The organism is Myxococcus sp. MISCRS1 (assembly GCF_026626605.1).
Classification (GTDB): Bacteria; Myxococcota; Myxococcia; order Myxococcales; family Myxococcaceae; genus Myxococcus; species Myxococcus fulvus.
Map to the genome: position 1 here is coordinate 4,777,777 of NZ_JAPNKB010000001.1, position 24,625 is coordinate 4,802,401.

General features: G+C 68.7%; 26 protein-coding genes. 9 read left to right on the forward strand and 17 right to left on the reverse strand.

Annotation, left to right across the window (positions count from 1 at the left end):
• Positions 1–22: 22 nt before the first annotated feature.
• Complete coding sequence (locus tag OWM54_RS18675; RefSeq protein WP_141324672.1) at positions 23–1,126, reverse strand: hypothetical protein; 1,104 nt, start codon at positions 1,124–1,126, stop codon at positions 23–25.
• Between the two features lie 230 nt (positions 1,127–1,356).
• Between OWM54_RS18675 and OWM54_RS18680 the strand changes: the two genes are divergently transcribed.
• Entirely contained in the window at positions 1,357–2,043 is a 687-nt protein-coding gene (locus OWM54_RS18680; RefSeq protein ID WP_267698369.1) for a LysM peptidoglycan-binding domain-containing protein, read from the forward strand.
• An 84-nt stretch (positions 2,044–2,127) separates the two neighbouring features.
• Here the strand turns inward: OWM54_RS18680 and OWM54_RS18685 are convergent, their stop codons facing one another.
• A complete protein-coding gene (locus OWM54_RS18685) occupies positions 2,128–3,003 on the reverse strand; it encodes a LysR family transcriptional regulator (protein ID WP_223782256.1) in 876 nt (291 codons plus the stop codon).
• 106 nt (positions 3,004–3,109) lie between these two features.
• Here OWM54_RS18685 and OWM54_RS18690 point away from each other — a divergent pair, with 106 nt between their 5' ends.
• A complete protein-coding gene (locus OWM54_RS18690; protein ID WP_074948559.1) occupies positions 3,110–3,409 on the forward strand; it encodes a YiaA/YiaB family inner membrane protein in 300 nt (99 codons plus the stop codon).
• Between the two features lie 10 nt (positions 3,410–3,419).
• Here the strand turns inward: OWM54_RS18690 and OWM54_RS18695 are convergent, their stop codons facing one another.
• The 5 genes from OWM54_RS18695 to OWM54_RS18715 all read right to left on the reverse strand — a co-directional run bounded on the left by OWM54_RS18695 (position 3,420) and on the right by OWM54_RS18715 (position 8,677).
• Positions 3,420–4,196, reverse strand: a complete 777-nt coding sequence (locus OWM54_RS18695) for an eCIS core domain-containing protein (RefSeq protein WP_267698370.1) — start codon at positions 4,194–4,196, stop codon at positions 3,420–3,422.
• Between the two features lie 10 nt (positions 4,197–4,206).
• Positions 4,207–4,671, reverse strand: coding sequence for a hypothetical protein (locus OWM54_RS18700; protein WP_223749746.1), 465 nt, complete (start codon positions 4,669–4,671; stop codon positions 4,207–4,209).
• 220 nt (positions 4,672–4,891) lie between these two features.
• Complete coding sequence (locus tag OWM54_RS18705) at positions 4,892–6,502, reverse strand: DUF4419 domain-containing protein (protein ID WP_267698372.1); 1,611 nt, start codon at positions 6,500–6,502, stop codon at positions 4,892–4,894.
• 161 nt (positions 6,503–6,663) lie between these two features.
• Positions 6,664–7,476, reverse strand: coding sequence for an SIR2 family NAD-dependent protein deacylase (locus OWM54_RS18710; protein ID WP_267698373.1), 813 nt, complete (start codon positions 7,474–7,476; stop codon positions 6,664–6,666).
• A 61-nt stretch (positions 7,477–7,537) separates the two neighbouring features.
• A complete protein-coding gene (locus OWM54_RS18715) occupies positions 7,538–8,677 on the reverse strand; it encodes a metallophosphoesterase (protein WP_408891791.1) in 1,140 nt (379 codons plus the stop codon).
• A gap of 180 nt (positions 8,678–8,857) precedes the next feature.
• On the opposite strand from OWM54_RS18715, the gene OWM54_RS18720 reads away from it, so the two are divergent.
• The 3 genes from OWM54_RS18720 (at position 8,858) to OWM54_RS18730 (ending at position 10,733) form a co-directional block, all read left to right on the forward strand.
• Positions 8,858–9,304, forward strand: a complete 447-nt coding sequence (locus OWM54_RS18720) for a cytochrome c oxidase assembly factor Coa1 family protein (RefSeq protein ID WP_141324679.1) — start codon at positions 8,858–8,860, stop codon at positions 9,302–9,304.
• A 36-nt stretch (positions 9,305–9,340) separates the two neighbouring features.
• On the forward strand, positions 9,341–9,874 hold the full coding sequence (locus tag OWM54_RS18725; protein ID WP_223749742.1) for a hypothetical protein: 534 nt from the start codon (positions 9,341–9,343) through the stop codon (positions 9,872–9,874).
• Positions 9,875–9,938: 64 nt separating this feature from the next.
• Positions 9,939–10,733, forward strand: a complete 795-nt coding sequence (locus OWM54_RS18730) for a TIGR00266 family protein (RefSeq protein ID WP_046710615.1) — start codon at positions 9,939–9,941, stop codon at positions 10,731–10,733.
• 65 nt (positions 10,734–10,798) lie between these two features.
• Here OWM54_RS18730 and agmC read toward each other — a convergent pair whose 3' ends face one another.
• From agmC to OWM54_RS18750, 4 genes are all read right to left on the reverse strand, one after another.
• Entirely contained in the window at positions 10,799–13,186 is a 2,388-nt protein-coding gene (agmC, locus tag OWM54_RS18735; protein ID WP_267698375.1) for an adventurous gliding motility protein AgmC, read from the reverse strand.
• 62 nt (positions 13,187–13,248) lie between these two features.
• Positions 13,249–13,746: a hypothetical protein gene (locus OWM54_RS18740; RefSeq protein WP_223749740.1), complete on the reverse strand. Its 498-nt coding sequence runs from the start codon at positions 13,744–13,746 to the stop codon at positions 13,249–13,251.
• A gap of 13 nt (positions 13,747–13,759) precedes the next feature.
• The gene (locus OWM54_RS18745; RefSeq protein ID WP_267698376.1) at positions 13,760–14,263 is read right to left on the reverse strand and encodes a cupin domain-containing protein; all 504 of its coding nucleotides are present in this window, start codon (positions 14,261–14,263) and stop codon (positions 13,760–13,762) included.
• A gap of 111 nt (positions 14,264–14,374) precedes the next feature.
• Positions 14,375–15,157 carry a class I SAM-dependent methyltransferase gene (locus OWM54_RS18750; RefSeq protein WP_267698377.1) on the reverse strand — a complete coding sequence of 261 codons (783 nt, stop codon included), beginning with the start codon at positions 15,155–15,157 and terminating at the stop codon, positions 14,375–14,377.
• 109 nt (positions 15,158–15,266) lie between these two features.
• Here OWM54_RS18750 and OWM54_RS18755 point away from each other — a divergent pair, with 109 nt between their 5' ends.
• From OWM54_RS18755 to OWM54_RS18765, 3 genes are all read left to right on the forward strand, one after another.
• Positions 15,267–16,562, forward strand: a complete 1,296-nt coding sequence (locus tag OWM54_RS18755; RefSeq protein ID WP_267698378.1) for a citrate/2-methylcitrate synthase — start codon at positions 15,267–15,269, stop codon at positions 16,560–16,562.
• Between the two features lie 1,251 nt (positions 16,563–17,813).
• Complete coding sequence (locus OWM54_RS18760; protein WP_267698379.1) at positions 17,814–18,710, forward strand: hypothetical protein; 897 nt, start codon at positions 17,814–17,816, stop codon at positions 18,708–18,710.
• Between the two features lie 601 nt (positions 18,711–19,311).
• Positions 19,312–19,608 carry a hypothetical protein gene (locus tag OWM54_RS18765; RefSeq protein ID WP_046710605.1) on the forward strand — a complete coding sequence of 99 codons (297 nt, stop codon included), beginning with the start codon at positions 19,312–19,314 and terminating at the stop codon, positions 19,606–19,608.
• Positions 19,609–19,708: 100 nt separating this feature from the next.
• Here OWM54_RS18765 and ychF read toward each other — a convergent pair whose 3' ends face one another.
• The 6 genes from ychF to OWM54_RS18795 form a co-directional block, all read right to left on the reverse strand.
• A complete protein-coding gene (gene ychF / locus OWM54_RS18770; RefSeq protein ID WP_267698380.1) occupies positions 19,709–20,818 on the reverse strand; it encodes a redox-regulated ATPase YchF in 1,110 nt (369 codons plus the stop codon).
• Between the two features lie 45 nt (positions 20,819–20,863).
• On the reverse strand, positions 20,864–21,415 hold the full coding sequence (gene atpF / locus OWM54_RS18775; RefSeq protein WP_046710604.1) for a F0F1 ATP synthase subunit B: 552 nt from the start codon (positions 21,413–21,415) through the stop codon (positions 20,864–20,866).
• A 125-nt stretch (positions 21,416–21,540) separates the two neighbouring features.
• Positions 21,541–21,771 carry an ATP synthase F0 subunit C gene (locus OWM54_RS18780; protein WP_141324688.1) on the reverse strand — a complete coding sequence of 77 codons (231 nt, stop codon included), beginning with the start codon at positions 21,769–21,771 and terminating at the stop codon, positions 21,541–21,543.
• Positions 21,772–21,908: 137 nt separating this feature from the next.
• Positions 21,909–22,955 (reverse strand): F0F1 ATP synthase subunit A, encoded by a 1,047-nt coding sequence (atpB, locus tag OWM54_RS18785; protein WP_141324689.1) that lies wholly within the window; start codon positions 22,953–22,955, stop codon positions 21,909–21,911.
• Positions 22,955–23,362 carry a hypothetical protein gene (locus OWM54_RS18790; protein ID WP_046710601.1) on the reverse strand — a complete coding sequence of 136 codons (408 nt, stop codon included), beginning with the start codon at positions 23,360–23,362 and terminating at the stop codon, positions 22,955–22,957. The genes atpB and OWM54_RS18790 overlap by 1 nt, the downstream gene beginning before the upstream one ends.
• Positions 23,359–23,619 carry an AtpZ/AtpI family protein gene (locus OWM54_RS18795; RefSeq protein WP_223749732.1) on the reverse strand — a complete coding sequence of 87 codons (261 nt, stop codon included), beginning with the start codon at positions 23,617–23,619 and terminating at the stop codon, positions 23,359–23,361. Before OWM54_RS18795 ends, OWM54_RS18790 begins: the two co-directional genes overlap by 4 nt.
• A gap of 326 nt (positions 23,620–23,945) precedes the next feature.
• Here OWM54_RS18795 and OWM54_RS18800 point away from each other — a divergent pair, with 326 nt between their 5' ends.
• Positions 23,946–24,464: a YbhB/YbcL family Raf kinase inhibitor-like protein gene (locus OWM54_RS18800; protein WP_223749731.1), complete on the forward strand. Its 519-nt coding sequence runs from the start codon at positions 23,946–23,948 to the stop codon at positions 24,462–24,464.
• Positions 24,465–24,625: the final 161 nt, after the last annotated feature.

A 24,625-nucleotide genomic window follows, 5' to 3' on the forward strand; every position in this document is an offset into this window, starting at 1 on the left:
CGGGCCCGGGTCCCCGTGCGACTCAGGCTTTCCGGGCGGACAGCTCGCGCTCCACATACAGCCGCAGGATGTGCATGAAGTCCTGGGCGTTGGTCACCACGCCGAAAGCCTGGTGCGTGCCCCGATCCTTCAGCTTGCTGACGACGAACTCGGACGAGTCCACGCAGATGGTGGCCAGCTCGCGCAGCGAGCCGTCCTTCTCCGTGACGAACGCGGGCAGCATGTTGCCGGTGGCGATGGCGTGCAGCGCGGTGGCCACCAGCACCGCCATGGTGGCCTTCTTCGCGTGCTGGCGCATGGCGTCCTGACCGCCCACGTTGTCCGTCACCACGTCCGGCAGCGGGCCGTCATCGCGGATGGAGCCGGTGAGGACGAAGGGCACCTTGTGCACCACGCACGCGTGCATGATGCCGTTGGTGATGACGCCCGCCTCCACCGCCTTGGCGATGGAGCCCGCCGCGCGCACCTTGTTGATGGCGCGCATGTGCAGGCCGTGGCCTCCGCTGGTGGCCTCGCCCGTGCCGCTCATGCCCAGCGTGGTGCCGAAGATGGACGCCTCGATGTCGTGCACCGCCACCGCGTTGCCCGCGAGCAGCGCGCCCACGAAGCCGTTGGCGATGAACCACGTCATGTCCGCCCGCGCCCGCGAGTGCACCAGCGCCGGTCCCGTCACCCAGATGGGGTATCCGCCGCGCTCGCGCTCCTCCACCAGCACTCGCGCCATCTGCGCGTAGTCGATGGGCTTCTCGCGAGACACCTCGCTCGTCATGAACTTGAACTCGCCCTCCCCGCCTCCGCCGAGGTAGGCCATGTTCACGTACACGCCCTCGGAGCCGTCCTCCGCGTGTCCCACCACCACGCGCTCGCCCGCCTTCACGCGGCGCCCCTCGCGAATCCACAACTCGCCCTGTGCATCCAGCACGAGCGCGCCGTCCATGCGCGGCTCGCGCGGCATGCGCCACGCGCCGTCGACCCGCACGTAGGTGGGCAGGTTGGTGGTGGTGAAGAAACCCTCCGGCAGCACGCCGTCCGCGGGCGCGGGTTCGAAGCGGGCGTCCGGGCAGCGGGTGAACCGCTCGGCCGCGAAATCGGGATGGGGGATGGGGGTGCTCACGCCAGCCACCATGCGCGGACCGCCCCACCTGTTCAAGGACCTTTGGTGGATGACACAGGGGGCCGAGGTCACACCCTCCGTGAGCCGCGCTCATGCAAGTGCGCGACATGTGTCGGGGTGATCGACAGATCAGCGGAATTGGGCCCGCACCCACGCAACTCGGGCTCTTGGCTTCCGAGAATAGGGGCAAGTCGTACGCGAACTCCCTCGCGCGTCACCGCCCCCCTTCGGAGCCCTTGCACATGAGCTACCGCGTCCAGTCCGGCGACAACCTGTCCACGCTCGCCCTTCGCTACGGCACCACCGTGGACGCCCTGCAGAAGGCGAATCCCCAAATCAAGGACGTGGACCTCATCTACACGGGGGACACGCTCAACATCCCCGGCGCCAAGGACGGCTTCGACTCGGCGCCGTCGCGCTCGGGCCCGAACCTCACGGGCGGCACGACGAACTACCCGGCCAACATGACGACGGGCGAGGGCACCAAGGGCCCCGGTGGCAGCCCGTTCGACATCGCGCGCTCGCACCTGAACAAGAACGCGGGCTCGCTGAAGCTCGAGGGCAGCGGAGTTGGCGCGGACATGGAGGACTGGGTCCCCAACAACGTCAACTGCGCCAACTTCGTCTCCGCGTGTCTGGAGCAGGCGGGGCAGATCTCCGACGCGCAGCACGACAACAGCGTGATGGGCCTTCAGGCCAAGCTGGACCGGGACCCGGACTTCAAGCGCGTGTCGCTCCAGGACGCCAAGCCCGGCGACGTGGTCTCCATGAAGGTGGGCAGCGGCCAGCACGTGGTGATGTTCGCCGGCTGGGAGAACGGCAAGCCGATGTTCATCGGCTCCAACAACGTCAACCCCGACGGCTCGCAGCGCATCACCATCAGCAGCATGAACTACCCCATCATGTCGGTGCACCAGTACCAGGGCTGAGCCCACACCGAGCCTTCGCAGTGCCCACGGGGCTTCGCCTCCGCCACGCGCGGACGCGAGGCCCCGTCGTACGTCAGGGGCGTCTCAAGGCTTCGGCGCGAGCGTGAGCGCGGCCTGGATGAGCGGGCTGCGCGCGGAGGACCGCCGCCACGCGGCCTGAATCGCGCCCGATGGTGCGCCCGGCAGCGGCCTCGCCACCACGCCCGCTTCGCGAGGACCTCCCGGCAGCAGCGAGGCGAGCAGCGAATAGCCCAGCCCCGCTGAGACGAAGCCGAGGATGGTCTCTGACGAGTCCGCCGCGTGCAACCGCCGGGGCCGCACTCCCGCGCGCGCCAGTTCCGCCAGTTGGAGTTCACGCAGGTACTTGTCCGTGCTGTAAGCGATGAAGGCGTCGTCCCGGAGCAGGTCCAGCCGCACGCGTCGGCTCTTCGCCTGGGGATGATTCGAGGGCAGCACCAGGAAGGGCGCGGTGTGACCCACGACGCGGGCCTCCACGTCCTCGGGTACCTCCGGGAGGTGGTCCACCACCAGGTCCGTGTCACCCGCGGAGAGGATGTCCACGGCGGGAACCTTGGACTCGTGCAGGACGACCTCGATGTCCGGGCGGCGGGCCTGCAGTCGCCGCAGCCACGCGGGCAGCAGGTGGCGCAGGACGTGGCCGGAGGCGTGGATGCGCAATGTGCCGCCCACCTCGCCCTTGCGCAGCGACTGCACCACGGCGTCGAGCCCCTCCAGGAACGGCGCGACGTGTGAGTACAGCGCGCGGCCCTCGGGGGTGAGCACCACGCGGTCCTTGCCCACGCGCTCGAAGAGCGCCACGCCCACCTCGGACTCCAGTCGCTTGACCTGCTGGTGGATGCCGGGCTGGGTGATGGGGTACGGGAATGAGCGGACGGCTCGCGCGTAGCCTTCGGCGCGGGCCACGCGGTAGAAGCCCTCGAGGCGCTGGAGCTGAATCATACACTCCAGGTTATCAATCACGCATCGATTAGTTCCATGCGCTTTGCGATGGGACGCGGCATGTTTTCCCCATCAGCGAGCCAAGGCTCGCTCCCGAGGAGAAACCATGTCCCGTTCCACGCCCAAGGTCGTCGTCGCGCACAGCTCCGCCTGGGTCATCCAGACCTGGCTTTCCTTCGCCCTCTCCGTGGGAGTCACCGCCATCGGCATCTGGCACCTGCCGGTGGACACGTGGGTGAAGTCCTTCATGGCCATGGGGCTGCTGTTCAGCGTGGGCTCCGCGTTCAGCTTGTCGAAGACGGTGCGCGACCAGCACGAGATGGAGCAGCTCGGCGCCCGTCTGGACGAGGCGCGCGTGGCGAAGATGCTCTCCGAGCACGACCCCATCGCGCCTCCGAAGCTGTAGCCTGAGCGACCTACGGCGCGCCACGCCCTGCGCGCAGGCTCGCGAGGGCCTCATCGAGCACCGGCAGCGCGGCCTCGGTCCATCCCTTCAATCGAACCCGCTGGGACAGCGCCGCCTGGCCCGGGTGGACCAGGCCCCACACGGTGGCATCCTCGATGAGCTGCGCCTGCTGCTCGGGATTGAGCTCCTCCCAGCGCAGTCCCGCTTGCACGCCCTTGCGCCAGTCGTACCCGTCTCCCCAGAACTGCGCGGCGAGCGCGGCGCTCAAGTACGCCGTGCCACCGTGCTGGTGTTGCCACACATGCGTCAGCTCGTGCGCCAGCAACGCCGCGTCCGTGGGCCCGCTCCTGGGCGGGATGAACACGGTGTCCCCATGCACGAAGGCGCGCCCGGGAATGCCCAGCACGCCCACCGGTCCCTCCTTCACCCGCACCGCCGCGTAGTCCAGGCTCGTGCCGAACACGGGCCGCAGCAGCGCCACCTCGAAGCCCGTGAGCCGACGCCCCACCGGCTCCAGGCCCAGCAGCACCTGCACCGCGCTGACCAGCCGCCCGGCCAGCATCAGCACCGCGTCCACCGGCAGCTGCGCCACGCGCACCAGTCCCCGCCGCAGCTGGAACCACCCCTCGCGGCGACGCCCCAGGACGAGCGCGACGAGCCCTCGCGCCACACCCGAGAGCACCACCACCAGCCCCAGCACCAGGCCGCGCACGGCGCTCAACGCACCGGTGAGCAGACCCCACCCCGCGTCCGCCAGACGGGCGGGAACCCCAGACACCCGACTCACGACGAAACCCTCAGCGCCCCGCGGCGGCGCGAAGCGGTGCGCGCTGTCCCAGCACCGACTCCACCAGCGAGCGCAGCATCCCCGGACGCCACGGCCGCGCGAGCGCGAAGTGCGTCAGGCACGAGCCGCTGAACGCCTCCGCCAGCTCCGGACAGAAGCGCGACGACACCAGCACCCGCGGCCCCTGGAAGTCCTTCTCCACCAGCCGCGCCAGGAACGCGTGCGACACGGCGCGAGGCTCCGAGTCCAGGTCCACCACCACCGCCGCCGGCACCGTCCCCATCTCCAACCTGCGCCCCGCCGACGCCACGCCCTGCGCGTGGATCAACCCGAAGGACGGCGCCAGCTCCCGCCCCATCAGCAGCCGCGAGAACGGCGACTCGGAGACCACCATCACCGTCGGCCCACCCGAGCCCTTCAGGGAACGTCGCGCCCCGGACACGCCCAGGACGCCCACCTCCCTCAAGCGAGGCACGGAAACGGACTCGAGCAGCCGGGGCTGGGCAATCGTGGAGGGGGGCACGCATCGGACTGTAGCCAGCAATAGCGGAAATATCAAATTTCACTTCAATTATCCGACTAGTCCGCTCTTGCTCCAGGCAGCCATGCCACATCCCACGAGCCCCGTCACAGGCCCGTGGGATATGCCATCCGTTCAGTGGGTCTCTTTCAACCCAACCCCTCGCAACACAGTGTCAGGGAGACGACGGTCGCCGTCGGGCCCCGGGGTTCTCCCAGGCCTCCAGCTGATCAGCGAGCGAGCCCGAGGCGGGCAGCTCGGTGGCGCCGCCCTGGTCCAGCGCCTGGAGGAGCAGCGCTGTCAGCGAGGTCCCCACGACGGGGATGTCGGTGGCCCGCTGGCGGGAGCGCAGGGGGGTGCGCAGCGTCTCGCAGTCCAACATCACCGTCTCCGCGGCCGTCACGCCGGGTGCCAGCACCATCGGCTCGAGCGCATCCGCGCGCAGCCGGACGAAGCAGGAGGGGCGCCGGCCACTGCAGGAGCGCAGCGCGAGCACCGTCCCGTCCGGCAGGTCCACCACGCAGCGCACCGGCGTGAAGTCGTCGCCGTCGAGAGGGATGTGGACCTCGACGTGCTCGGAGGTGGGCCGTACGCGCCAGGGCCGTGTCCCCGGGAAGAGCGTGGCGCTGGCCAGGTGGTCATAGAACGCGTTGAGCTCCGCGAGGCCCCAGTACGTGCTCGGCTGGGTGGAACGGACGACGGAGTGCTCCGCGACGAGCCGCTCGATGAGCTCGTCCACCGAGGCGCCCCCCGCGCGGACCATGACGCCCGCGCGCGGCACGAGGGCCCCATCGGCCTCCACCGTCACCGCGAGCACGCCCGCCTCCAGGGACCACGTCTCCCGCCAGGTCATCGGCTCGTCCTGGACACGCAATGGCACACACGACAATGCCGCGGGGACCCAGTGCAGCGCGACGCCCGGAACATCGAAGTCGTCCAGGGCCGCGTCCCGCGACTTCAAGAACTCCGCGTGGGACTGCGCGAGCAGGGGGTTTCGCTGGTCGAAGCGTCCGGACTGGCCGATGTAGGGGAACAGCCGCATCACCCAGCCCGCCATGCGGTCCCAGCCATACGCGGCCGCGGGCTTGTAGAGCTCCGTCCAGAGCTGACGGTCCGGCTGTCCCTCCGAGGCGCGCACCAGCTCGTCCGCGATGGGGATGAGCGAGGACGTCCACCAGGACAGGTCCAGCTCGGCGATGACGTCGATGCGGCGACGGATGGCCCGCCAGTCCTCGGGCGTGCCCAGCAGGGTGACCCGGGGGATGCCGCACCGGATGCCCAACTCGAAGTCGAAGTACGGCGACATCGCGTCCATCAGGACCACGTCGCCGGCCATGCGCTCGATGTCGGTGCTGGTGGAGAAGTCACACGACATCAGGCGGGGGATGCCCGGTCCCAGCGCCTCGCGGAGCACCCCTCGGAAGGCCTCGAGGATGACGCGGAAGTCGTTGTCCGTGTGAGGCACCGCGTCCACCACGACCTTGAGGGTCCGGCGCCCCTCGTGACGGACGAAGCGCTCCCGGAGCCGCTCGGCGTTCAGCCGGATGTGCTGGGCCACGCCCTGCGCCAGCGTGAGCCACACCACGTCCGGAGAGAGCACCAGGGGCCGGTGCTCGGCGAAGGCCTGATGCACCGCGGCGAGCAGCGGGTGGATGCCCTGGGGGTCCATCACCGGGGTGTCCGCACCCGGCGCCATCCAGTGCGTCTTCCCCACCAGCGTCCCGAGCGGGACGGTGTCCACCGGAGTCCTTGCTTCCTCGACAGCGTCCACTGCGAAGGTCGTCACGGTTACGCTCCCTCGTCATGTCGTGTGAACTCAAGCCGCCCGACGGCGGACGCCACCCGACGAGGGGTTTCTCAGCGACCTGACAGGTGCGGCGGCGTGCCTCGGTTCGACCTACAGCAGCACCTCCGAGCAGCAAGGGTGCCCGGAGGTGCTGGGAGGACTCAGGACTGGAGCGCGCGAACCAGCTCGGGCAGGGCCTCCTCCGCGCGGGCTGTCACCGGCTCGATGCCCCGGTCCAGCGACACGTTCGAGGGGTCGATGCTGAACATCCGCGCGTCCAGCTTCCGGCCCCGCCGATAGACAAGCTCCGTCACTCCCACGGAGAAGGACGTCCCGACGAAGACAATCACGCGGCTCTGTCGCGCCAGGATGAGCGTCCGCTCGATTTCGTAGGTGTCGTGCTCCGTGTAGTTCTCATCGAACCAGAGCACGTGGGGCCGCAGGCGGCTGTCGCAGCGAGGGCAGCGAGGCACCGTCTCCGGGCTCGGGCTCGCCTGGAACGCCGAGAAGTCCACCGACGCCATCGGCACCGTGCCGCGAGGCGCGCCCAGCTCACAGCCCTGCGCGGAGCAGCGCGCCAATCGCAGGCTCCCGTGCACCTTCACGAGCTGCCGGCTCCCGGCGTCCTCGTGCAGCGAGTCCACGTTCTGGGTGACGACGGCGAAGCCGCGCCCCTGCGCCTCCTGCCACGCCTCCCACGCCACGAGCGCCCGGTGCGCCGCGTTCGGCTTCGCGGCCCGCGCCAGCTCGAAGCGCTGGAGGTACATCTTCCAGGACTCGTGCGGCGCGCGCTGGAAGAACGCGTGCGTCCCCTTCTCCATCACCTCGTTGGACCAGACCGCGCCCGGGTCCGTGCCCCGGAACGTCGGAATGCCACTGGCCAGGCTGATGCCCGCGCCGGTGAGGACCAGGACATTCACCGAGGCCGGTCCGCGCACGGCCTCGAGGAGCGCCTCGAATCCCGAAGACGTCATGTGAACACCTCCCCACGGCTCGACGATGGCACGTCGCCGAGCATGACACGCCCGGCCCCGTTCACGCCGTGGCCGGCACCAGCGTCAGCTCGGCGATTTCGGGCGACGGCCCCAAGCGCAAGGGCGGGCCCCAGTACCCCGTGCCCCGATGCGTGTACACGCGCACGCCGGCGATGGTCGCGAGCCCCCGCACCACGGGCTGCTGCAGCTTGATGAAGAACATGAACGGGAACACCTGCCCGCCATGCGTGTGTCCGGACAGCTGCAGGTCCACGCGCACGCCGTCGCGCGCCACGTGCAGCGCCGAGCGGGGCTGATGCGCCAGCAGCACCACCGGCACGCCCTCGGGAGCATTCGCGAGCGCCGCGGAGGGACGGCTCGCATGAGCCGGGATGATGTGTCCCGCGTCGTGGTCCGTCACGCCCGCGACGACCAGCCGAGCGCCGTCGCGATCCACCACGCGGTGCGAGTTGCGAAGCACGGTGAGCCCCAGCCGCGCCACCTCCGCCTCCCAGGCGGGACCTCCGTGGTAGTACTCGTGATTGCCCGTCACGTAGAACACGCCGAGCGACGCGCGCAGCTCCGCCAGGGGGCTCACCTCCTCGCGCAGCGCCTCCACGTGTCCATCGACCAGGTCCCCCGTCACCGCGATGATGTCCGGCTTCAGCGCGTTCACCTGCTCCACCACGCGCCGCAGCCATTTGCCATCCAGCGTGGGCCCCACGTGGACATCTGAAATCTGAACCACCCGCAGGCCATCGAGCCCCGGCCCGAGCCCCGTCATCGGCACCGTCACCCGCTCCACCGTCGCGCGCCCCCGCGCCGTCACGAACGCGTAGAGCACCGCGGGCACCGTCACCGCGCCCACCACCAGCGCCTTGCCTCGCGCGAGCACCAGCGCGTCCGGCACCACGCCCGTCCACCCCAGCACCGCGCCCACGAGGTCCGCCACCACCACGGCGCTGAGCAGGATGCCGAAGCTCCCCAGCCACAGGAACGACGTCCACTGCAACACGCGCTGGGCCGCAGAGGGCTCACCCCGCCCCGCGAACAGGCCGGCCGGAATCGACACGAAGAGCAGCACCATCAGCACCACGCCCAGCACACCCCAGGGCGGGGGCCACGCAGGGCTCACGAACAGGCGCACCGCCAGGTACGCGTGCAGCCCGCCCATCAGCGCGAGGATGCCGCCCAGGGACATCAGCCAGCGCAGCACCCGCCCAGGGCCCGCGCGGCGCTGTCGTGACTCCTGCTCCACCGCTCGAGACTGCTCCGCCACGTCCAGCACCTCCGCTGCGAAGGCGGAGCATAATGGCCGCCCGTGTCGCCTGCCCGGCAACCCGCGCGCCCGCCCGTTAGTGTGGGGCTCCCGGAGACCCGAATGCCTTCGCGCCGCGTAGACAGCCCCTGGCAGAGCTGGATGGTGGCGGCCGCGCTCGTCCTCGGGGGGCTCGGCTGCTTCGCCGCGGGGGTGGCCTGGGTGTCGCGCTCGCTCTTCCAGGACATCGAACAGGCGCTGCGCCGGGACGACGTGCACCGGCTCGCGCTGCGCACCGCGGAGGCCAGCCCGCTCGCCACCGAGCGGCTGGGCGCGCCCCTGACGAGCAGCTTCATCACGCTGCGCTCCCATGACGCCACCGACCGCCGGGGAGGACAGGTGGACTTCGACCTCACCGTGCAGGGCCCCAAGGGGCGCGGCGTGCTGGAGGCCCAGGTGGTCTACACCTCGGAGACATGGACGCTGCGCAGGCTGGTGCTGCGTCCGGAGGGAGAAGATTCCGTGGAGCTTCCCGCCGGAGGCAGCACGCCCGCCCTGCCAGCGGACTGAGCACACCCACGCCACGGGCTGCGTAGGTTCAAGGACATGAAACCCTCGCGCTTCCTCGCCCTCGGCCTGCTCGCCAGCGCTCCCGTGCTGGCGGCGAACTCCCCGGACCAGTACCTCGACCTGCGGACGCGGGAGCGCGCCGTGAGCCTCCGCGTCACGGAGGACAACCTCTCGGGGCCTCAGCTCCAGCTCTACTTCGGCGATGACGTCGTGCGCGGCCGGGCCTTCGGCCGACCGGTGAACCTCCAGGTGGAGGGCGACACCGTGAAGGGCATCTATGGCCAGGGGCCGGTGGACCTGAAGGTGACGGAGGACGGGGACATGCTCGAGGCCGTGGGGACGTTCGGCGGCCAGCTCTCCAACTTCCGGGTGAGCCCCGACCAGATCGCCGGGAACGTCGGCCGATGCAGCTATGAGCTCGTCACCAAGAGCAAGAGCAAGGACCTCTACACCGGCTGGCGCACCTGCGGCGGCAGGTTGGACAACGCCGTGACGCTGTCCATTCCTCCCGCGCTGGCCGAGGACGACGCCGGGCTGGTCACCGCGCTCTCCATCGTGCTCGCGCAGTAGACATCGGTTGAGCCTCGCGAGGGGGCGGCTATGGTGCGCCGACCCTTTTCGGCGGAGCAATCCCATGGCGCAGATGCACGAGGTCGACTTCCACATCTACGGCGATGACCTGCAGTTCGTCGAGGTGGAGCTGGACCCGCAGGAAGCGGCGGTGGCCGAGGCCGGCACCCTCATGTACATGGAGGACGGCATCGAGATGGAGACCATCTTCGGTGACGGCTCGGAGAAGAAGAGCGGCTTTCTGGGCTCGCTGCTCGGCGCGGGCAAGCGGCTGCTGACGGGCGAGTCGCTCTTCACCACCGTCTTCCTCAACCGGGGCGGCGGCAAGCGCAAGGTGGCCTTCGCGGCGCCCTACCCCGGGAAGATCATCCCGGTGAACTTGGGTGAACTCGGCGGCGAGCTGATTGCGCAGAAGGACAGCTTCCTCGCGGCGGCGAAGGGCGTGTCGCTGGGCATCGCGTTCCAGAAGAAGCTGGGCACGGGCCTGTTCGGCGGCGAGGGCTTCATCATGCAGCGGCTGCAGGGTGACGGGCTCGCGTTCATCCACGCGGGTGGCACGCTGCGCGAGCGCACGCTGGGCCCGGGCGAGGTGCTGCGCGTGGACACCGGCTGTATCGTCGCGTTCCAGCCGACGGTGGACTACGACATCCAGATGGTGAGCGGCATCAAGACGGCCTTCTTCGGCGGCGAGGGCCTGTTCTTCGCCACGCTGCGGGGCCCGGGCAAGGTGTGGCTCCAGTCGCTGCCCTTCAGCCGGCTCGCGGGCCGCATCCTCTCCGCCGCGCGCCCGGGTGGCGCGCGGGACGAGGGCAGCGTGCTCGGCAACGTCGGCCTGGGCTCGCTGCTCGGCGACGACTGAGGGACGGAAGTCTCCAGCGGCGGCGGAGGTTCGTGAGGCCTCCGCCCTACGCCCCCCTTCGAGTGCTAGCTGCGCCGACGACGCAGGAGCGCCAACCCGCCCACGAGCAGCACCCACGCCCCCGCTCCCACGGGGGATGCGCCGCAACCGCCGCAGCCCACGTCCAGTGCGATGGGCCCACGCACCTGGAACCCCGTGTCCGCGGACCGGGGGCCCGGCGTCCCGGACTCGCCATTGAGCATGTACGCAGACACGGCATGCTCCCCCGAAGCCAACGCGCTGTCGGTGGGCACCGAGTGCCGGAACGCGCCCGTCGAGTCAGCGGTGACGGTGGCCACGCGAGTCCCGTCCACCTCGAGCGACACGGAGATACCGGGCCGAGCCACTCCCGCGAACAAGGGCGTCGGGTCGACGACCTCGCCTTCCGCGGGCACCACGAGCACGGGCGTGTCACCCGAGAACACGGAGCCTCCGTCCCCTGTACCCGGCGTACCAGCGTCCGGAGAACCCGCGTCCGGCGTTCCCGAATCAGGCGGCGTCGTCCCGCCGTCGACATCCTCCACCACCTCGAAGACGGTGTTGGGCGAGTCCGGTCCATAGTCCTGGTTGTTCGCGGCATGCCCATGCGCGTTGACACGGTGGGGGCCGGGCCCGAGCGGCGCGTCGTCGGGGATCTGGTAGCGGAAGCGACCGAACGCGTCCGCGGAGACGATGACCTCCTCGCGGTCATCCACGTACAGGCCCACCGTGCTCGCGTTGGGCGCCACGCCCGCGATGTAAGGGGTGGGCCCCACCACTTCGCCCTCCTCGGGCACGACGATGATGGGCTGGGGAATGGCGCCCGCATCCGGCCCCGAGACATTGAAGGCCACCAGGTCCGCGGGCTTGCTGTACGCGCCCAGCGAGTCGGCGATGGCCGTGACGGAGTGGCCTCCCGAGGACAGGGGCGGATGCCCATCGCCCACCGCGGCGGAGAAGTCACCACTGGCGCCCGAGGTCACCTGGGCCACCTCCACGCCATCCACGTAGATGACGATGCGCATGCCCGGGTCCGCGAGGCCCGTGATGCGGGGACGCTCGGAGACGTTGGTCTGATTCTGGGTGGGCGCGGTGATGACCGGCCTGGTCGGCGTGGCGTACGCATACGAGTACAGCTTCGCGTCACCTCCGCCACCGACGCCCGCCCCGTGCGTGGGGCCATGCGCCCCCACCGTGGACGTCACCCCCGCGGCGCCTCCCGAGCTCCCCATGTCACACGAGACCGACGAGCCATGGAGCAGCAAGGAGCCGCCCGCGCCGCCACCGCCCGGTCCGAACTGGGAGGTCGTGCCGCGCACATCGCCCCCGCGCCCGCCGAGCACCGCGACCTTGCACGCCAGCGTGCCCGAGGTCCTCACGATGACCGAGCCACCCGCACCGCCGCCACCCGCACCGTCCTCCCCCGTCACCGAGAGCGCGGCCTGACCGTTGGCGGTGATGCTCCCGCTTCCAGAGAGGGAGGCGCTCCGGAAGAACACCGCGCCGCCGCCCGCGCCACCTCCGGTCGCCACGGTGTTGTCACCCTCGCCCGCGCCGCCACCGCCGCCGAAGAGGAAGGCGTCGACGATGGAGTACTCCATCAACGTGCCGCCCAGGCCACCCACGTCACGCGAGTTGTCGAGCGTGGAGGAGGAGCGTCCGCCCGTTCCACCGAAGCCCCGGTGTCCGCCACCGCCGCCACCGGAGTTGTGGCAGATACCGCCGCCGCCAGCGTTCACCAGGTTGCCGCGTCCGGAGGCCGTGCCGTAGCGCTGCACCACCACGCCCTCGCCCTTGAAGGTGCCGCCCTGGGACGGAGCGAGGTCGTTTCCCGCGCAGCCGGACCTCGAGATGTTGTTGATGGCGGCGCCTCCACGGAAGCCCGCGCCGTCGGCGGAGATGTTGCCCTCGAGGCTCACCGCGCCCGTGGAGAGGAAGGCCACGATGCCCCCGGAGCTCCCATCCCAGGGCCGCGCGACGAGCGAGCCCGAGGAGGACACGGTGACGCGGGAGTACTCGGGCACCGTGACGACCTGCGCGCCGGGCGCGGTGTAGGGATTCACGAGCGGCGCGGAGAGTTCGAGCACGGTAGGACTGCCAATCGTCACCCGGGACACGCGCGCGAACTCCCAGCGACCCACGCCACCGGGACTCGTCTGGCCGGTGCCGCCCGAGGGGGTGCTCGCCGGGAAGCCCATCGTCTGGTGCACCATCACCAGGCCGCCCACGGGAGGCGCCGCGGAGGACGTCACCGCGAGCGATCTGTCCCCGCGCGCCGAGCCGAGCGCCAGGGGCATCGCGGTGTTGATGACGGTGTTGGCGGTGGTGACGCTGAGCGCGCCGTTGAGCGCGTCGCCCAGACCGAACGAGTCAGGCTCGGCCAGGGCGGCCGAGGACCACAGCAACAGCAGCGGGAGGCAGGACACGAGACGCATGTCCCCCCATGCTGCCTCAGAACCCGGGATTATCGCGAGAGCGTGACAGGTCCTCCCGCACCTCACTCCCCCGTGCGGGAGCGCAAGTCTCGGGCGTTCCGAGGGGCGAAGAAGGGCTGCCGCGCGAAGCGTTGCAGGGTGCGCTTGTCGACACACCAGAGCTGGAGCGCGTCCTCCCACTCGCCCAGCTCGGCGATGGCGCGGGCGTCGGGGGCGTCCCGGTAGAGGTCGTTGAGGTTGTGGACGAGGACGGAGAGGTCCTCGACCTCCCACTTCTCGGTGACGTCGCCGACCTGGACGTGCAGCTCGAGGACGGGGCGCTCGCGGACGTCGACGACCTTGAGGTTTCGAGCGGGGCCACCCATGGCGGTGGTGAGGGGGCCCATGAGCTCATCGGGGCGGACGCCGTAGGCGACGGAGAGGCCACCCTGGAGGAGGCCCGCGTCGCACAGGCGCAGCAGGGAGACGTGGGGCGGCTCGCCGTGGCGCACGAGCTCGGCGGCGGCGGCGCGGTCCTTGAGGAGGCGCTCCTTGGCGAGGGTGTCGAGCAGGGAGGACATGGGGGCGCGGAGCCTATCGCTCCTCGCCGCTCCAGTAGTCCACTTCGGCGGAGAGGGACAGGACGGTGAACAGCGTTCGAGAGGCCTTGTCGCCTCCGGGGGCGGAGCCCGCGGTGACGCAGAGCTTCTTCGAGTCCGGGTACACCATGACGTCCGGCTCCACCATGGTGGAGAACGCGAGGTAGCGGAGCGTCTCGGTGCCGTCGTTGAGGAGCTGGTGCGCGGACTGTGCGCCTGGGGGCAGGGCCACGTAGTCACCGGCCTTCACGGGGAGCGTCGAGTCACCGAGGCGAAGCAGGCCGGTGCCGGAGAGGAGGAGGTAGGCCTCCTCGTTGGCCAGGTGGAAGTGGAGTGGGAACGCGTGCTTGCCCGGAGCGAGCTCCATGAGGCTGCAGCCGAGCTTCTGTCCCTTCGCGGCGGCACCGAGTTGCTTGCGACGATAGGCCACACGAGGGCCTTGAGTGACTTCGGTCCACGGGAGGTCCGGCTCGTGGATGACGTGGGGATGTGAGGACATGGGGTGTGCTCCGTGGGTTCGGGAGGGTGCGGCGCCCGAGGCGCAAGGCAACGTGGGGATGAGACAGGGACGCACGGCGAGGAAGACGGAGGGATTGTGACGGGCCCTCTCTCAAGGACGCGTGGCGAGGAGCGCGAAGACGCGGTGAGGGATATCGAGCGTGTCCTGCGGGAAGCGCTCGGTGAGGAGACGAGCGTGGGCGGCGTCGAAGCGCTCCACGTCGTCGGGGGGCAGGGTCGCGGCGACCAGGGCGCTGGCGCGGCAGCGACCACGCCAGGACTCGTGGGTGTAGGGCAAGAGCACATCGAAGGAGAAGGTCTCCAGGGGCATGAAGCCGGCGTCGGTGACGTCGCGGAGCCACTGGGGATAGAGCCCCACGCCACAGCCGAAGCGTGCGTGGTCGGGAGGGTCGGGATTGAAGGCGCTCATGAGCGCCTCGGTGGCCTCGACGACATTGCCAGGCAGTGGCAGCCAGTCGAGGTGGGCGATGATGAGCCGACCACCCGGGACGAGCAGGCGCAGTGCCTCGCGAGCCGCGGCGGGGCGGTCGAACCAGTGCCAGCACTGTCCAGCGGTCACGAGGTCGAAGGCACTGGTGGGGAGCCCCGTGGATTCGGCGGAGGCCTCACGGAAGTCCATCGAGAGCGCCGCGTCCGAGGCGAGCTGACGGGCCGCCGCGAGCATGTTCGCCGAGATATCGGTCGCGGTGACAGCGCAGCCATGGCGGGCGAGTCCCCGGGCAACTGTGCCGGTTCCCGAGCCGACGTCGACGGCGCGCAAGCCAGGGCGCAGCACGCCTTCCCGAGCGAGCCGGGTGAAGAAGGCGTCCGGGAAGCCCTGGCGGTGTTTCGAGTAGTCGGAGGACGTGCGTCCGAAGTCGACGACAGAAGGCATGACGGTGCTCCTCTCGGCGCAATCACGAGTGGGACGCGAGCGGAAAGGCTCACATCGACAAGTGAATCGAGTCGAGTCGAGAATGGAGAGACGGGGAGGTTGCGAGAGAATGAGTAGACGCAAGGGTGGACGCTCTCAATCTCGATTCGTCCATCGACCTGAGGACGAACTGGTGACGGCGGTGGAGGCCGCGGCGCTCCTGGGAGTGAAGCGGGCGACGCTCTACACCTACGTGAGCCGGGGGCTCGTGCGCTGCGTGCCGGAGCCGGGCTCGAAGGAGAACCGCTATGTGCGCTCGGACCTGGAGCGGCTGAAGGTCAGACACGACGCGCGGGCGGGGCACGCGGCGGTGGCCTCGGGTGCACTGAGGTGGGGAGAGCCGGTCATCGACTCCTCCGTGTCCCAGGTGGGAGCGGAGGGACTCGCGTACCGGGGGCACTCCGCGGTGGAGCTGGCGACGAGTGGGAGGAGCCTCGAGTCCGTGGCGGAGCTGCTGTGGTCGGGGACCCTGCCCAAGGAAGACCCACGCTGGGCGAGCGAGGAGCCCGCGCTGCCGCCCTCCGAGCTGGCGAGACTGTTGCCGCGAGGAACGACGCCGGTGGCGGCGTTGTCGGCGCTGGTGCCGTTGCTGGCGGCAAGGGACGCGGGGCGTTTCGCGGCGCCGCCAGAGCAGGAGAAGACACGGGCGAGGCGGCTGTTGAGACAGCTGGCGGGCTGGGTAAGCGTGGCGCAAGCACCCGGGCGAGTCGTCCGAGCCTTGCGAGCGCCGACCGTGGCCGAGTCGCTCGCCATCGCGTGGGACACCCAGGTGAAGCGAGCGCCGGAGTTGCTCAATCGAGCCCTGGTGTTGTGCGCGGACCACGAGCTGAACGTGTCGACCTTTACGGCCCGAGTGACGGCGTCCTCGGGAGCGGACCTGTACGCATGCGTGAGCGCGGCACTGGCGGCGTTGTCAGGGCCGAGGCACGGCGGGGCCTGCGACAGGGTGGAGGCGCTGTTGTCGGAAGTGGGGAAGCCGGAGCGAGCGACGGCGGTGGTACACGAGCGCCTGCGTCGAGGTGACGCGGTGCCAGGTTTCGGGCACCAGCTGTATCCCGACGGCGACCCGAGGTCTCCGCCCATCATGGACGCGGCGCGAGAGGTGAAGCCCGAAGCGCAAAGTGTGCGCGTGGCGAGGGCGGTCCTCGATGCGATGCGCAAGGCCGGGCATCCGGAGCCGACGATAGACCTGGGGTTGGTCATGCTCGCGGAAGCACTGGGCCTCCCGCCCGGCGCCGCAGCCACCTTGTTCGCCGTGGGGCGCATGACAGGATGGGTCGCGCACATCCTGGAGCAACGTGAGCAGGGGCACCTGCTGCGTCCCAGGGCGCGCTACGTGGCATCGACGGAGTCGTCGCGAAAGTAGGGATGGCATATGAAATCCTCCGCCCTCATCTCATTCCTGGTTTCTGGAGCGCTGACGATAGCGGCCTGCTCCAAACAAGAGCCGATTCCCACCCAACATGGAGCCGGATGCATGGTCTCCGTCGGAGACAAGCTCGAGCATGTCATCACCCGGTGCGGGAAGCCCTGTGCCTCGGGCGGAATCCCCAAGGGTCCCTGCCGCCTCGATCCACCACTCTTCAAGGTGGAACTTTGCTCAAACGAATGCGTCATCTACCAAGATGTCGCGCTCTGCCTGGTTGGGGATCAGGTGGCCTCGATCTTCCAGATGACGGATGGCAGCTATTGGACGCTCCAGTCATGTGAATGGCCGAACTACTCGAGCCCCACACAGACACGCTGACAGCCCAGGTTGACTGACCTTGGCATCTCCATGCGGAGCGGGAGGAAGGCAGCGTCCTGCCCCATCTTGGATGTCCATCGCCAAGAAGCTCCTGTGGTATCCTCTCTCCGCCCGAGCGCCCGCCGCGGTACGCAAAAGGACTGGGCAAGGAGGAGGTCGTTGAACAGACTCGAAGACGGGCTTCACCCCATGGAGTTCCGTGAATGGGCTGAGTCTTCTCTGGTCATGGTCGTGCTCATCATCGGGCAAGCCGTCGTGGCCGGCGGCTCCAACTACCGACACATCGGTGCATTCTGGTTCCCATGGGCAGCCTCCGTCATGGCAACCGTCATGCTCATTGGTAGGGGAGCATGCCTTCTTCGAGTCAGGCGAGCATCGACCCACTCTCGGGTCGACACGGGCCTTCTCGCGCTCCAGCGTGTCCTGTGGGTGGCTGCATTCCTGTGTTTATACTTCCAGCCCTGATCCAAACCTTGGCCACCATCGGCAACATGAACTCGCGGGGGATGTAACAATGACCAAGGCTTCATTCGCAGCCGTTAGCGAATGGTTCAAGTCCACGTTCACGATGATGGGGATTGTCATCGTTTCTGCGCTTGTGGCTCGCGGCCCGACGTTTCGCCATGCCACGGAGTTCTGGATTCCCTGGACGGTGTTCGCGGCAGCGACACTCGCATACGTACTCAGGAGAGCGTATCTCCTCCGCACCGAGCACCCTGCGGTGCACACACGCGTCGACACGGTCCTCATGTCCCTCTACGGACTGTTCGGCGTCGCATCGTTTCTGGTCCTGTATGCCCAAGGATTCAGGGGTCACTGAGCAATCGGGCCCGTGCAGACCAGGGAATAAAGTAGAGGGAGTGGACCGCGATGGACAAGAACCTGGATGAGGGTCCCGCAGACCCGATGCTTCATGACGAAAACTGGCGAGCCTTCAGGGTCGCCATGGAAGAGAACGGCGCGCTCGCGAAGCTGCATTGGAGTCACTACCGTCAGGGACTTCGTCGCATGGAAAGACGTCATTGGGGACTTGTGCCAGAGGTACCGCTGCGACGGGCACTGGCTGAGGAGGCCTTCTTCTGCGCGACCCACTGGAAGAAGAACCGCCGCATCGTCCGCGAGACTCTCCGCGCCTTCCTGGAGCATCCCTTGGGAGTGAGCCGCTTCACGTTCGCGGCAGCGGAATACTGGAAGTGGGCATCCTCATGCTCGCCCATGGATGTCTCCGAGGCAGAGCACATGCTCGTTCGAGCGCGAAGCGCACTAGAGACAGCTAACGCCCTCACCCGCCAAAACCTGAAGGCAATGCTCACCGTCGAGGTAGACCGCCGACGGGAAGCCCGACCATCACCCATCTCCCGTATGGACAACTCATCCATGCCACCCCAGAAGAAGGTTTCCACTGCACGCACTCGAAGCGCCAAGCGCGCTCCCAGTCGAACATCCAGGGTCGTGGTTGGCAGTGAAGTGGTTCGTACCCTCGATCTGGAACCCATGGTGGTCGGAGGAAAGGAACTCAGGCTCAGGATTGAAATCTGTCGAGCGCTGCCGAGCGCACGCAAATACTTCAGCCGCCTTTGGCGAATCGAGCACTATCGAATCCAGTCAACCTTCCCGCAGCAAGAGGGGAGACCCGCACACGACCCCTCTGACCAAGAAATCCTGATGCTCGAGAGGGATTTGCCGTTGGGCACGTTCACAGGAAGGACGGCGAATACAGTCCTCCAGCGCCTTCTTGCGGAACTGCGGCTGCTTCTTGACCATTGACCTGCGCCGTCCGGAAGCGCTTCCTTGGTGGCATCTGCCATATGGGCTGGCGAAGCCCATTCCCCTGTAGTGATTGATTGGAGCAACAGTCATGGCATCGATTTGTGCCGGACTCGCAATCCTGGGTCTTTGTCTGCCAATACCAGGGCACTCCGTCGAAAGTGTGGAAGCCGTAGGCTGGCTGCACTACTCCCATTCCGAGGAGGAGAGTACGTGGTCGTCTGCACGCATATTCACATCAAATTCGTATCGACTCGGAGCCATCGTCGAAGGCGACATGAAGCGCATCACGAGTGTGTGGCTACGGGAGATGGACTCATCATCCCTCCAATCGTCTGACTCTCACCTGCGTCGCGCCATCGGGAAGGCTTGCGGTGGCGCCAAGGAAGGGAAGCCGTGTCACTTCCAAGGGCACTCATTCATGCGTCTGGATTGCGCTGGAGGGTTCCTTCTGTATTCGGCGGACTTGAAACCCGATAGAAAGCAACTTCAGGAGGGCTGCGACCGGTTCAGCCACCTCTACGAATAAGGGCTGTCACCTTCCGACCACCCCACACACTCCCGGGTTGGCCGGAAGGCCTCCACGGTAGACACTGTCCCCGTGGACCCTCGACGCACCTACCCGCGCTTCGCCGTCGCCGCCCTCTTGGGCAACATCGCCTTCCTCGCCTCCTGGGGCGTGCTCCTGTCCCGCCCCTCGGGCTGGCCCGTGGTCGGCGGCATCCTCATCACCCTCTTCTTCGTCCTCCGCGTGGGCGGCATGTGGCTCTACGCCTCCCGCCAGACGGACACCGCCCCACAGGCCCGGCGCGCCGCCATCTTCACCACCCTCATCGCCCTCGTCGGCCTGGGCCTCTGGGTCTTCACCGCCGTGCGCGGCCCCCGCATCACCCTCTGACCCCACAAACGCCTCGCGGGCGCTCCCAGACGGCCCCAAGGCCCTCCAGAACGCGCCCGCGCGGTACTCCAAGGCTCGCGGCCCCCAAGGGCCGCCACCGTCACACGTTGAAGCGGAAGTGCATGCAGTCGCCGTCCTGCACCAGGTACTCCTTGCCTTCCATCCGCAAGAGCCCCTTCTCCTTCACCGCGGACTCACTGCCCAGCTTCACCAGGTCCTCCCAGCGCATCACCTCGGCCTTGATGAAGCCGCGCTCGAAGTCCGAGTGGATGACGCCCGCCGCCTGCGGCGCCTTGAAGCCCTGGTGGATGGTCCACGCGCGGCACTCCTGCTCGCCCACCGTGAAGTACGTCCACAGGCCGAGCAGCTTGTAGCCCGCCCGCACCACCTTGTGCAGACCCGGCTCCTTCAGCCCCGCGCTCTCCAGGAAGCCCGGACGCTCGGCCTCGGGCAGCTGCTGAATCTCCGACTCCAGCGCCGCCGCCAACACCACCACCTCGAAGCCCTCCTTCGCGGCCATCTCCTTCACCGCCGCGACGTGCTTGTTGGCGTCCTCCTTCCCAATCTCCCCTTCCCCGATGTTCGCCACGTACAGCACCGGCTTGTCCGTCAGGAGGAACAGGTCGTGGATGACCGCCTTCTCCTCCTCCGTCAGCTTCTGCGCGCGAACCGTGACGCCGTTGTCCAGGCCCGCCTTCACGCGGTCCAGGAGCGCCATCTCTGCCTTGGCCTCCTCGCCCGCCTTGCCACCCATCTTCGTGTTCTTCTGGGTGCGCTCGCGGCGCTTGTCCACCGTCTCCAGGTCCTTCAGGCACAGCTCCGTGTCGACCACGTCCCGGTCCCTCACCGGATTCACCCCGCCCTCGACGTGGGTGACGTTGTCGTCCTCGAAGCAGCGCAGCACGTGCAGCACCGCGTCCACCTGCCGGATATTGCCCAGGAACTGGTTGCCCAGGCCCTCGCCCTTGGAGGCGCCGCGCACCAGGCCCGCGATGTCCACGAACTCCAGCGACGTGGGGATCTTCTTCAGCGGCTTGATGAGTTCGGAAAGCTTGTCCAGGCGCTCATCCGGCACCGGCACCACGCCCACGTTGGGCTCGATGGTGCAGAACGGGTAGTTGGCCGCCTGCGCGCCCGCGGCCGACAACGCGTTGAACAGGGTGGACTTGCCCACGTTGGGCAGCCCGACGATGCCGATGGATAGCGCCATGGTGTTTCCCTGGAACAAGCGCGCCTGTGGGCGCGCTTCCCCGAACTAGGCCGACCGGCGAACGCCGGCGTTGCCGGTGCCGCTCAGGGGGAGGCCCTGCACGAACTGCTCGGCCAGCGCGCGGTGCTTGCTGTCGTCCATGCGCTCGTTGATGAGCTTGCCGGCCACTTCCATCGCCAGGTCCACGGCCATGGAGCGCACCTCGGCGATGGCCTTGGTCTTCTGCTCGTCGATCTCCCGACGCGCGGACAGCTTCAGCTCCTCCGCCTCCTTGCGGCTCTTGGCCATCAGCTCCTCGCGGAACTTCTCCATCTCCTGCTGGTTGCGGCGCGTCTCCTCGGCGGCCTGACGGCGAGCCTCGGCGATGGCCGTCTTCTGGTCGGCCAAGAGCTTCTCCGCCTCGGCGCGCTCACGCTTGGCGCTCTCCACGGCGGCGGAGATCTGCTTCTCACGCTCCTCGACCAGCTGGAGGATGGGGCCCCACGCCTTCGACTTCAGGACGAAGAAGACGATGACGAAGGTGACGAGGGTCCAGAAGATGAGGCCCGGCTGGACGCTCACGAGGTTGCTGGCGGCGAGGACGGAGGGCAGGAACATGGCGGCGTGTCCGGCGTGAGGGAGTCAGTCAGACGGCGAAAGTCTCGAGGGTTCTACCACCGGGAAGCACCGGCCCCCGCGAAGTCGCGAGCGCCGGCGCGTTCCAGGCTTGCTGCGAAGCGGCCTTAAGCCTTGGTGGCCAGAAGCACGCAAACGACCAGCGCGAACAGCGTGGCGCCTTCGATGAGGGCCGCGGCGATGATCATCGTGGTGCGGATGTCGCCACCGGCGGCGGGCTGACGGCCCGTCGCGTCCATGGCGGCGGCGGCGAGCTTACCGATGCCGAGGGCGGCGCCGATGATGGAGAGACCGGCACCGAGGCCGGCGGCGAGGAAGGCAAGAGCGAGGTTGGTCATGGCGGTGCTTCTCTTTTCGTAGCGAAGGACCCGCTTGTGGGGGGGTCGTGATGCCCTTCAGGACTACCTCTGGCGACCTTTCGAATCGCCAGGTCTCCGACCGGAGCGCCCGACTGCCGGCGCCCCGCTAACGTGTCTCAGGCGTGCGCCTTGCCGTGGTCGTGGCTGGGGCCCAGCTCCGAGTGCCCGTGGCCGTGGTCGTCCGCGTGGCCGTGCTCGTCGTGGTGGTGGCCCGTCGCCACCGCCATGCCGATGAACAGCGCCGACAGCAGCGTGAACACGTAGGCCTGCACGAAGGCCACGAACAGCTCCAGCAGGTAGATGGCGAAGGCGAACGGCACGCTCACCACCGCGACCGCGGGGTGGCCCAGGATGAAGATGAGGCCGATGAGGAAGAAGAGGACGATGTGGCCCGCCAGCATGTTGGCGAACAGACGCATCGTGAGGGCGAAGGGCTTGGTGAACAGGCCCAGGATTTCCACCGGAATCATGATGGGCCAGAGCAGCCAGTGCACGCCGCCCGTCAGGTGCTTCAGGTAGCCGCCCAGGCCCGCCGCGCGGATGCCCGCCGCCTGCGTCACCAGGAACGTGCAGATGGCCAGGCCCGCCGTGACGGCCAGGTTGCCCGTCGCCGTCGCCATCCAGGGCACCAGGCCCAGCAGGTTCATGAAGAGGATGAAGAAGAACGCGGTCAGGAGATACGGCACGTAGCGCGGGCCGTCCTCCTTGCCGATGTTCTTGATGGCCATCTCGTCCCGGACGAAGAGGACCAGCATCTCGATGAGGTTGGCGCCCGCGCCGCGCGGCACCAGCTTGGTCTTGTCGCGGTTGCTCCACACCAGCATGGAGCCCAGCAGCAGCAGCGCCGCCAGCCACATCATCACCGTGTGCTTGGTGATGGACAGGTCCAGGCAGCCCTTGAAGAGCCCGTCCCAACCGGAGGGGGCCACCAGCCCGTGGTCCGTCATCACCGGCTCGCAGCTGCCGATGCGGATGGGCGGAATCGCGCCCAGGTGGATGGGCTTGCTGAGCGGGACCTCGAGCTCGAAGTCGTTCGTGTCCGAGACGTGGTGGAGGATGTACTCCGGCACACTCGGCTCGTGCCCCTCGCCGTGGCCTTCCGACCCGGCGGCCCACGCGGTGGCCACGAACAGACTGGCGAACAGCACCATTGCCTTGCGCATCACTCGTCTCCGCCCGCCGCGCTTTTCGACGCGGCCATCACGTAGCTGACTTCAATCCATTGCAGCGCGAAGTAGACCCCGAAGAAGCCGGCGATGAACGGCACCGGCTGCATTCCTCGCGACACCATCCCCAGGAGCCCCGCCACCACCGCCACCATCCTCAGGCCGAACACCACCCCGACCACCTTCAACGCCGCCTTGAGGTCCTGCTTCATCGCCCGCCGCTTGAGCAGCAGCGCCACCACGCCCGTCACCGACGCCAGCCCCACGCCCCACAACGCCGACACCCGGTCCTCCACCACCGTCGGAAGCAGCCCACCCACCGCCACGCCCACCACCATCACCCCGGCCGCCAGCCCCGCGTGGGACTTGAACGGGTCCTTCTCCTCGCCGTCCTGCCCCGTCACTTGCGCTTCCCCAGTCGGGCCATCTCCCGGAGGAATCCGTAGAAGCCCACGCAGATACCCAGGAAGCTCAACCCCACCAGCAACCACGGCCCCGACCCCAGCTTCCGGTCCAGCCAGTAGCCTCCCAGCACCCCCACCACCGCCCCGCCCACCAGCTTCCACACCGCGTTGATGTAGGGCTGCGCCGCCCTCATCTGGCGAGCCGTGGTCCCCAGCTCGCTCCCATCCGACTGCTCCCGGGGTTCCTTCGCCGCCATTCGGACGCCTCCCCAAACCCTGGGAAACCCTCGGATTTCCATGCCACCCGATCCAACCCCTTCACACGCGGGCGCCGCTTAACACCGAATGCGCGACAGGTGCAACCGGTACAAGCTCACTGGAGGGGCCACCCCCAGCGGGGGTTGAGGGAGCCGCAAGCGCAGCTATCACCTCCAGCGCGGGCAGGCAGGACTCCCCGGGGTACACCGAGGGCCCGGCCGCTTCGTCCCCCTGGTGCCCGGCGCTCCAGCGGCTGGGGTGTCGCCCCTCCGCGCCGGGGTGGGCGCATCGCCAGCTTGCTCCTGGCCCACTTCAGGAGGACTCCATGCCCAAGCCCCTCGTGCTGTCGTCCCCCCGCTTCAACGACGGGGACCTCATCCCCATCGCCTTCACCGGCGAGGGAGAGGACATCGCCCCACCCCTGCGCTGGGAGAACCCGCCCGCGGGGACCAAGAGCCTGGCGCTCATCGTCGAGGACCCGGACGCGCCGGACCCCCAACGGCCCCAGCGCGTCTTCTGCCACCAGGTGCTCTACAACATCCCCCCTGGCGCCCGGGAGCTGCCCGAGGGCGCCCAGTTGGACACGATGCCGCCGGGGATTCGCGTGGGCCTGAACGACTTCGGCCACCAGGCCTACGGCGGTCCCATGCCGCCCGTGGGCCGGCACCGCTACTACTTCAAGCTGTACGCGCTGGACCTGGTGCTGCCGAACCTGGGGCGGCCCACCCGCCGGGACCTGCTCAAGGCCATGGAGGGGCACATCCTGGGGCAGGCGGAGCTCATCGGCCTGTACGAGAAGGTCCACCACCGCGCCGCCGAGGCGGTGCCGGGGGCGTCGGCCTGAGCCCCTGACGCCGCGAGCGCCTGCCCGCTGGGAATACGGGCGGGTCTCGCGTCAATGACTTGCGGGCGTGGCTGCGGGAGGACGGCCCGCCCGCATTCCCTTGCATCCATCCAAGGACGGTCCAGGCGGCTGGATATGTCCTGACAGACGTTGGATGTAAG

Bases quoted from the DNA above. Each gene is read 5' to 3' on its own strand.
- ychF (WP_267698380.1), bottom strand. From the start codon at position 20,818: ATGGCGCTATCCATCGGCATCGTCGGGCTGCCCAACGTGGGCAAGTCC.
- OWM54_RS18795 (WP_223749732.1), bottom strand. From the start codon at position 23,619: ATGGCGGCGAAGGAACCCCGGGAGCAGTCGGATGGGAGCGAGCTGGGG.
- OWM54_RS18755 (WP_267698378.1), top strand. From the start codon at position 15,267: ATGAGTAGACGCAAGGGTGGACGCTCTCAATCTCGATTCGTCCATCGA.
- OWM54_RS18675 (WP_141324672.1), bottom strand. From the start codon at position 1,126: ATGGTGGCTGGCGTGAGCACCCCCATCCCCCATCCCGATTTCGCGGCC.
- atpB (WP_141324689.1), bottom strand. From the start codon at position 22,955: ATGCGCAAGGCAATGGTGCTGTTCGCCAGTCTGTTCGTGGCCACCGCG.
- OWM54_RS18715 (WP_408891791.1), bottom strand. From the start codon at position 8,677: ATGTCCCTGGGCGGCATCCTCGCGCTGATGGGCGGGCTGCACGCGTAC.
- OWM54_RS18730 (WP_046710615.1), top strand. From the start codon at position 9,939: ATGGCGCAGATGCACGAGGTCGACTTCCACATCTACGGCGATGACCTG.
- OWM54_RS18760 (WP_267698379.1), top strand. From the start codon at position 17,814: ATGGACAAGAACCTGGATGAGGGTCCCGCAGACCCGATGCTTCATGAC.
- OWM54_RS18745 (WP_267698376.1), bottom strand. From the start codon at position 14,263: ATGTCCTCACATCCCCACGTCATCCACGAGCCGGACCTCCCGTGGACC.
- OWM54_RS18685 (WP_223782256.1), bottom strand. From the start codon at position 3,003: ATGATTCAGCTCCAGCGCCTCGAGGGCTTCTACCGCGTGGCCCGCGCC.
- OWM54_RS18800 (WP_223749731.1), top strand. From the start codon at position 23,946: ATGCCCAAGCCCCTCGTGCTGTCGTCCCCCCGCTTCAACGACGGGGAC.
- OWM54_RS18725 (WP_223749742.1), top strand. From the start codon at position 9,341: ATGAAACCCTCGCGCTTCCTCGCCCTCGGCCTGCTCGCCAGCGCTCCC.
- agmC (WP_267698375.1), bottom strand. From the start codon at position 13,186: ATGCGTCTCGTGTCCTGCCTCCCGCTGCTGTTGCTGTGGTCCTCGGCC.
- OWM54_RS18680 (WP_267698369.1), top strand. From the start codon at position 1,357: ATGAGCTACCGCGTCCAGTCCGGCGACAACCTGTCCACGCTCGCCCTT.
- OWM54_RS18780 (WP_141324688.1), bottom strand. From the start codon at position 21,771: ATGACCAACCTCGCTCTTGCCTTCCTCGCCGCCGGCCTCGGTGCCGGT.
- OWM54_RS18750 (WP_267698377.1), bottom strand. From the start codon at position 15,157: ATGCCTTCTGTCGTCGACTTCGGACGCACGTCCTCCGACTACTCGAAA.
- OWM54_RS18740 (WP_223749740.1), bottom strand. From the start codon at position 13,746: ATGTCCTCCCTGCTCGACACCCTCGCCAAGGAGCGCCTCCTCAAGGAC.
- OWM54_RS18710 (WP_267698373.1), bottom strand. From the start codon at position 7,476: ATGACGTCTTCGGGATTCGAGGCGCTCCTCGAGGCCGTGCGCGGACCG.
- OWM54_RS18720 (WP_141324679.1), top strand. From the start codon at position 8,858: ATGCCTTCGCGCCGCGTAGACAGCCCCTGGCAGAGCTGGATGGTGGCG.
- atpF (WP_046710604.1), bottom strand. From the start codon at position 21,415: ATGTTCCTGCCCTCCGTCCTCGCCGCCAGCAACCTCGTGAGCGTCCAG.
- OWM54_RS18690 (WP_074948559.1), top strand. From the start codon at position 3,110: ATGTCCCGTTCCACGCCCAAGGTCGTCGTCGCGCACAGCTCCGCCTGG.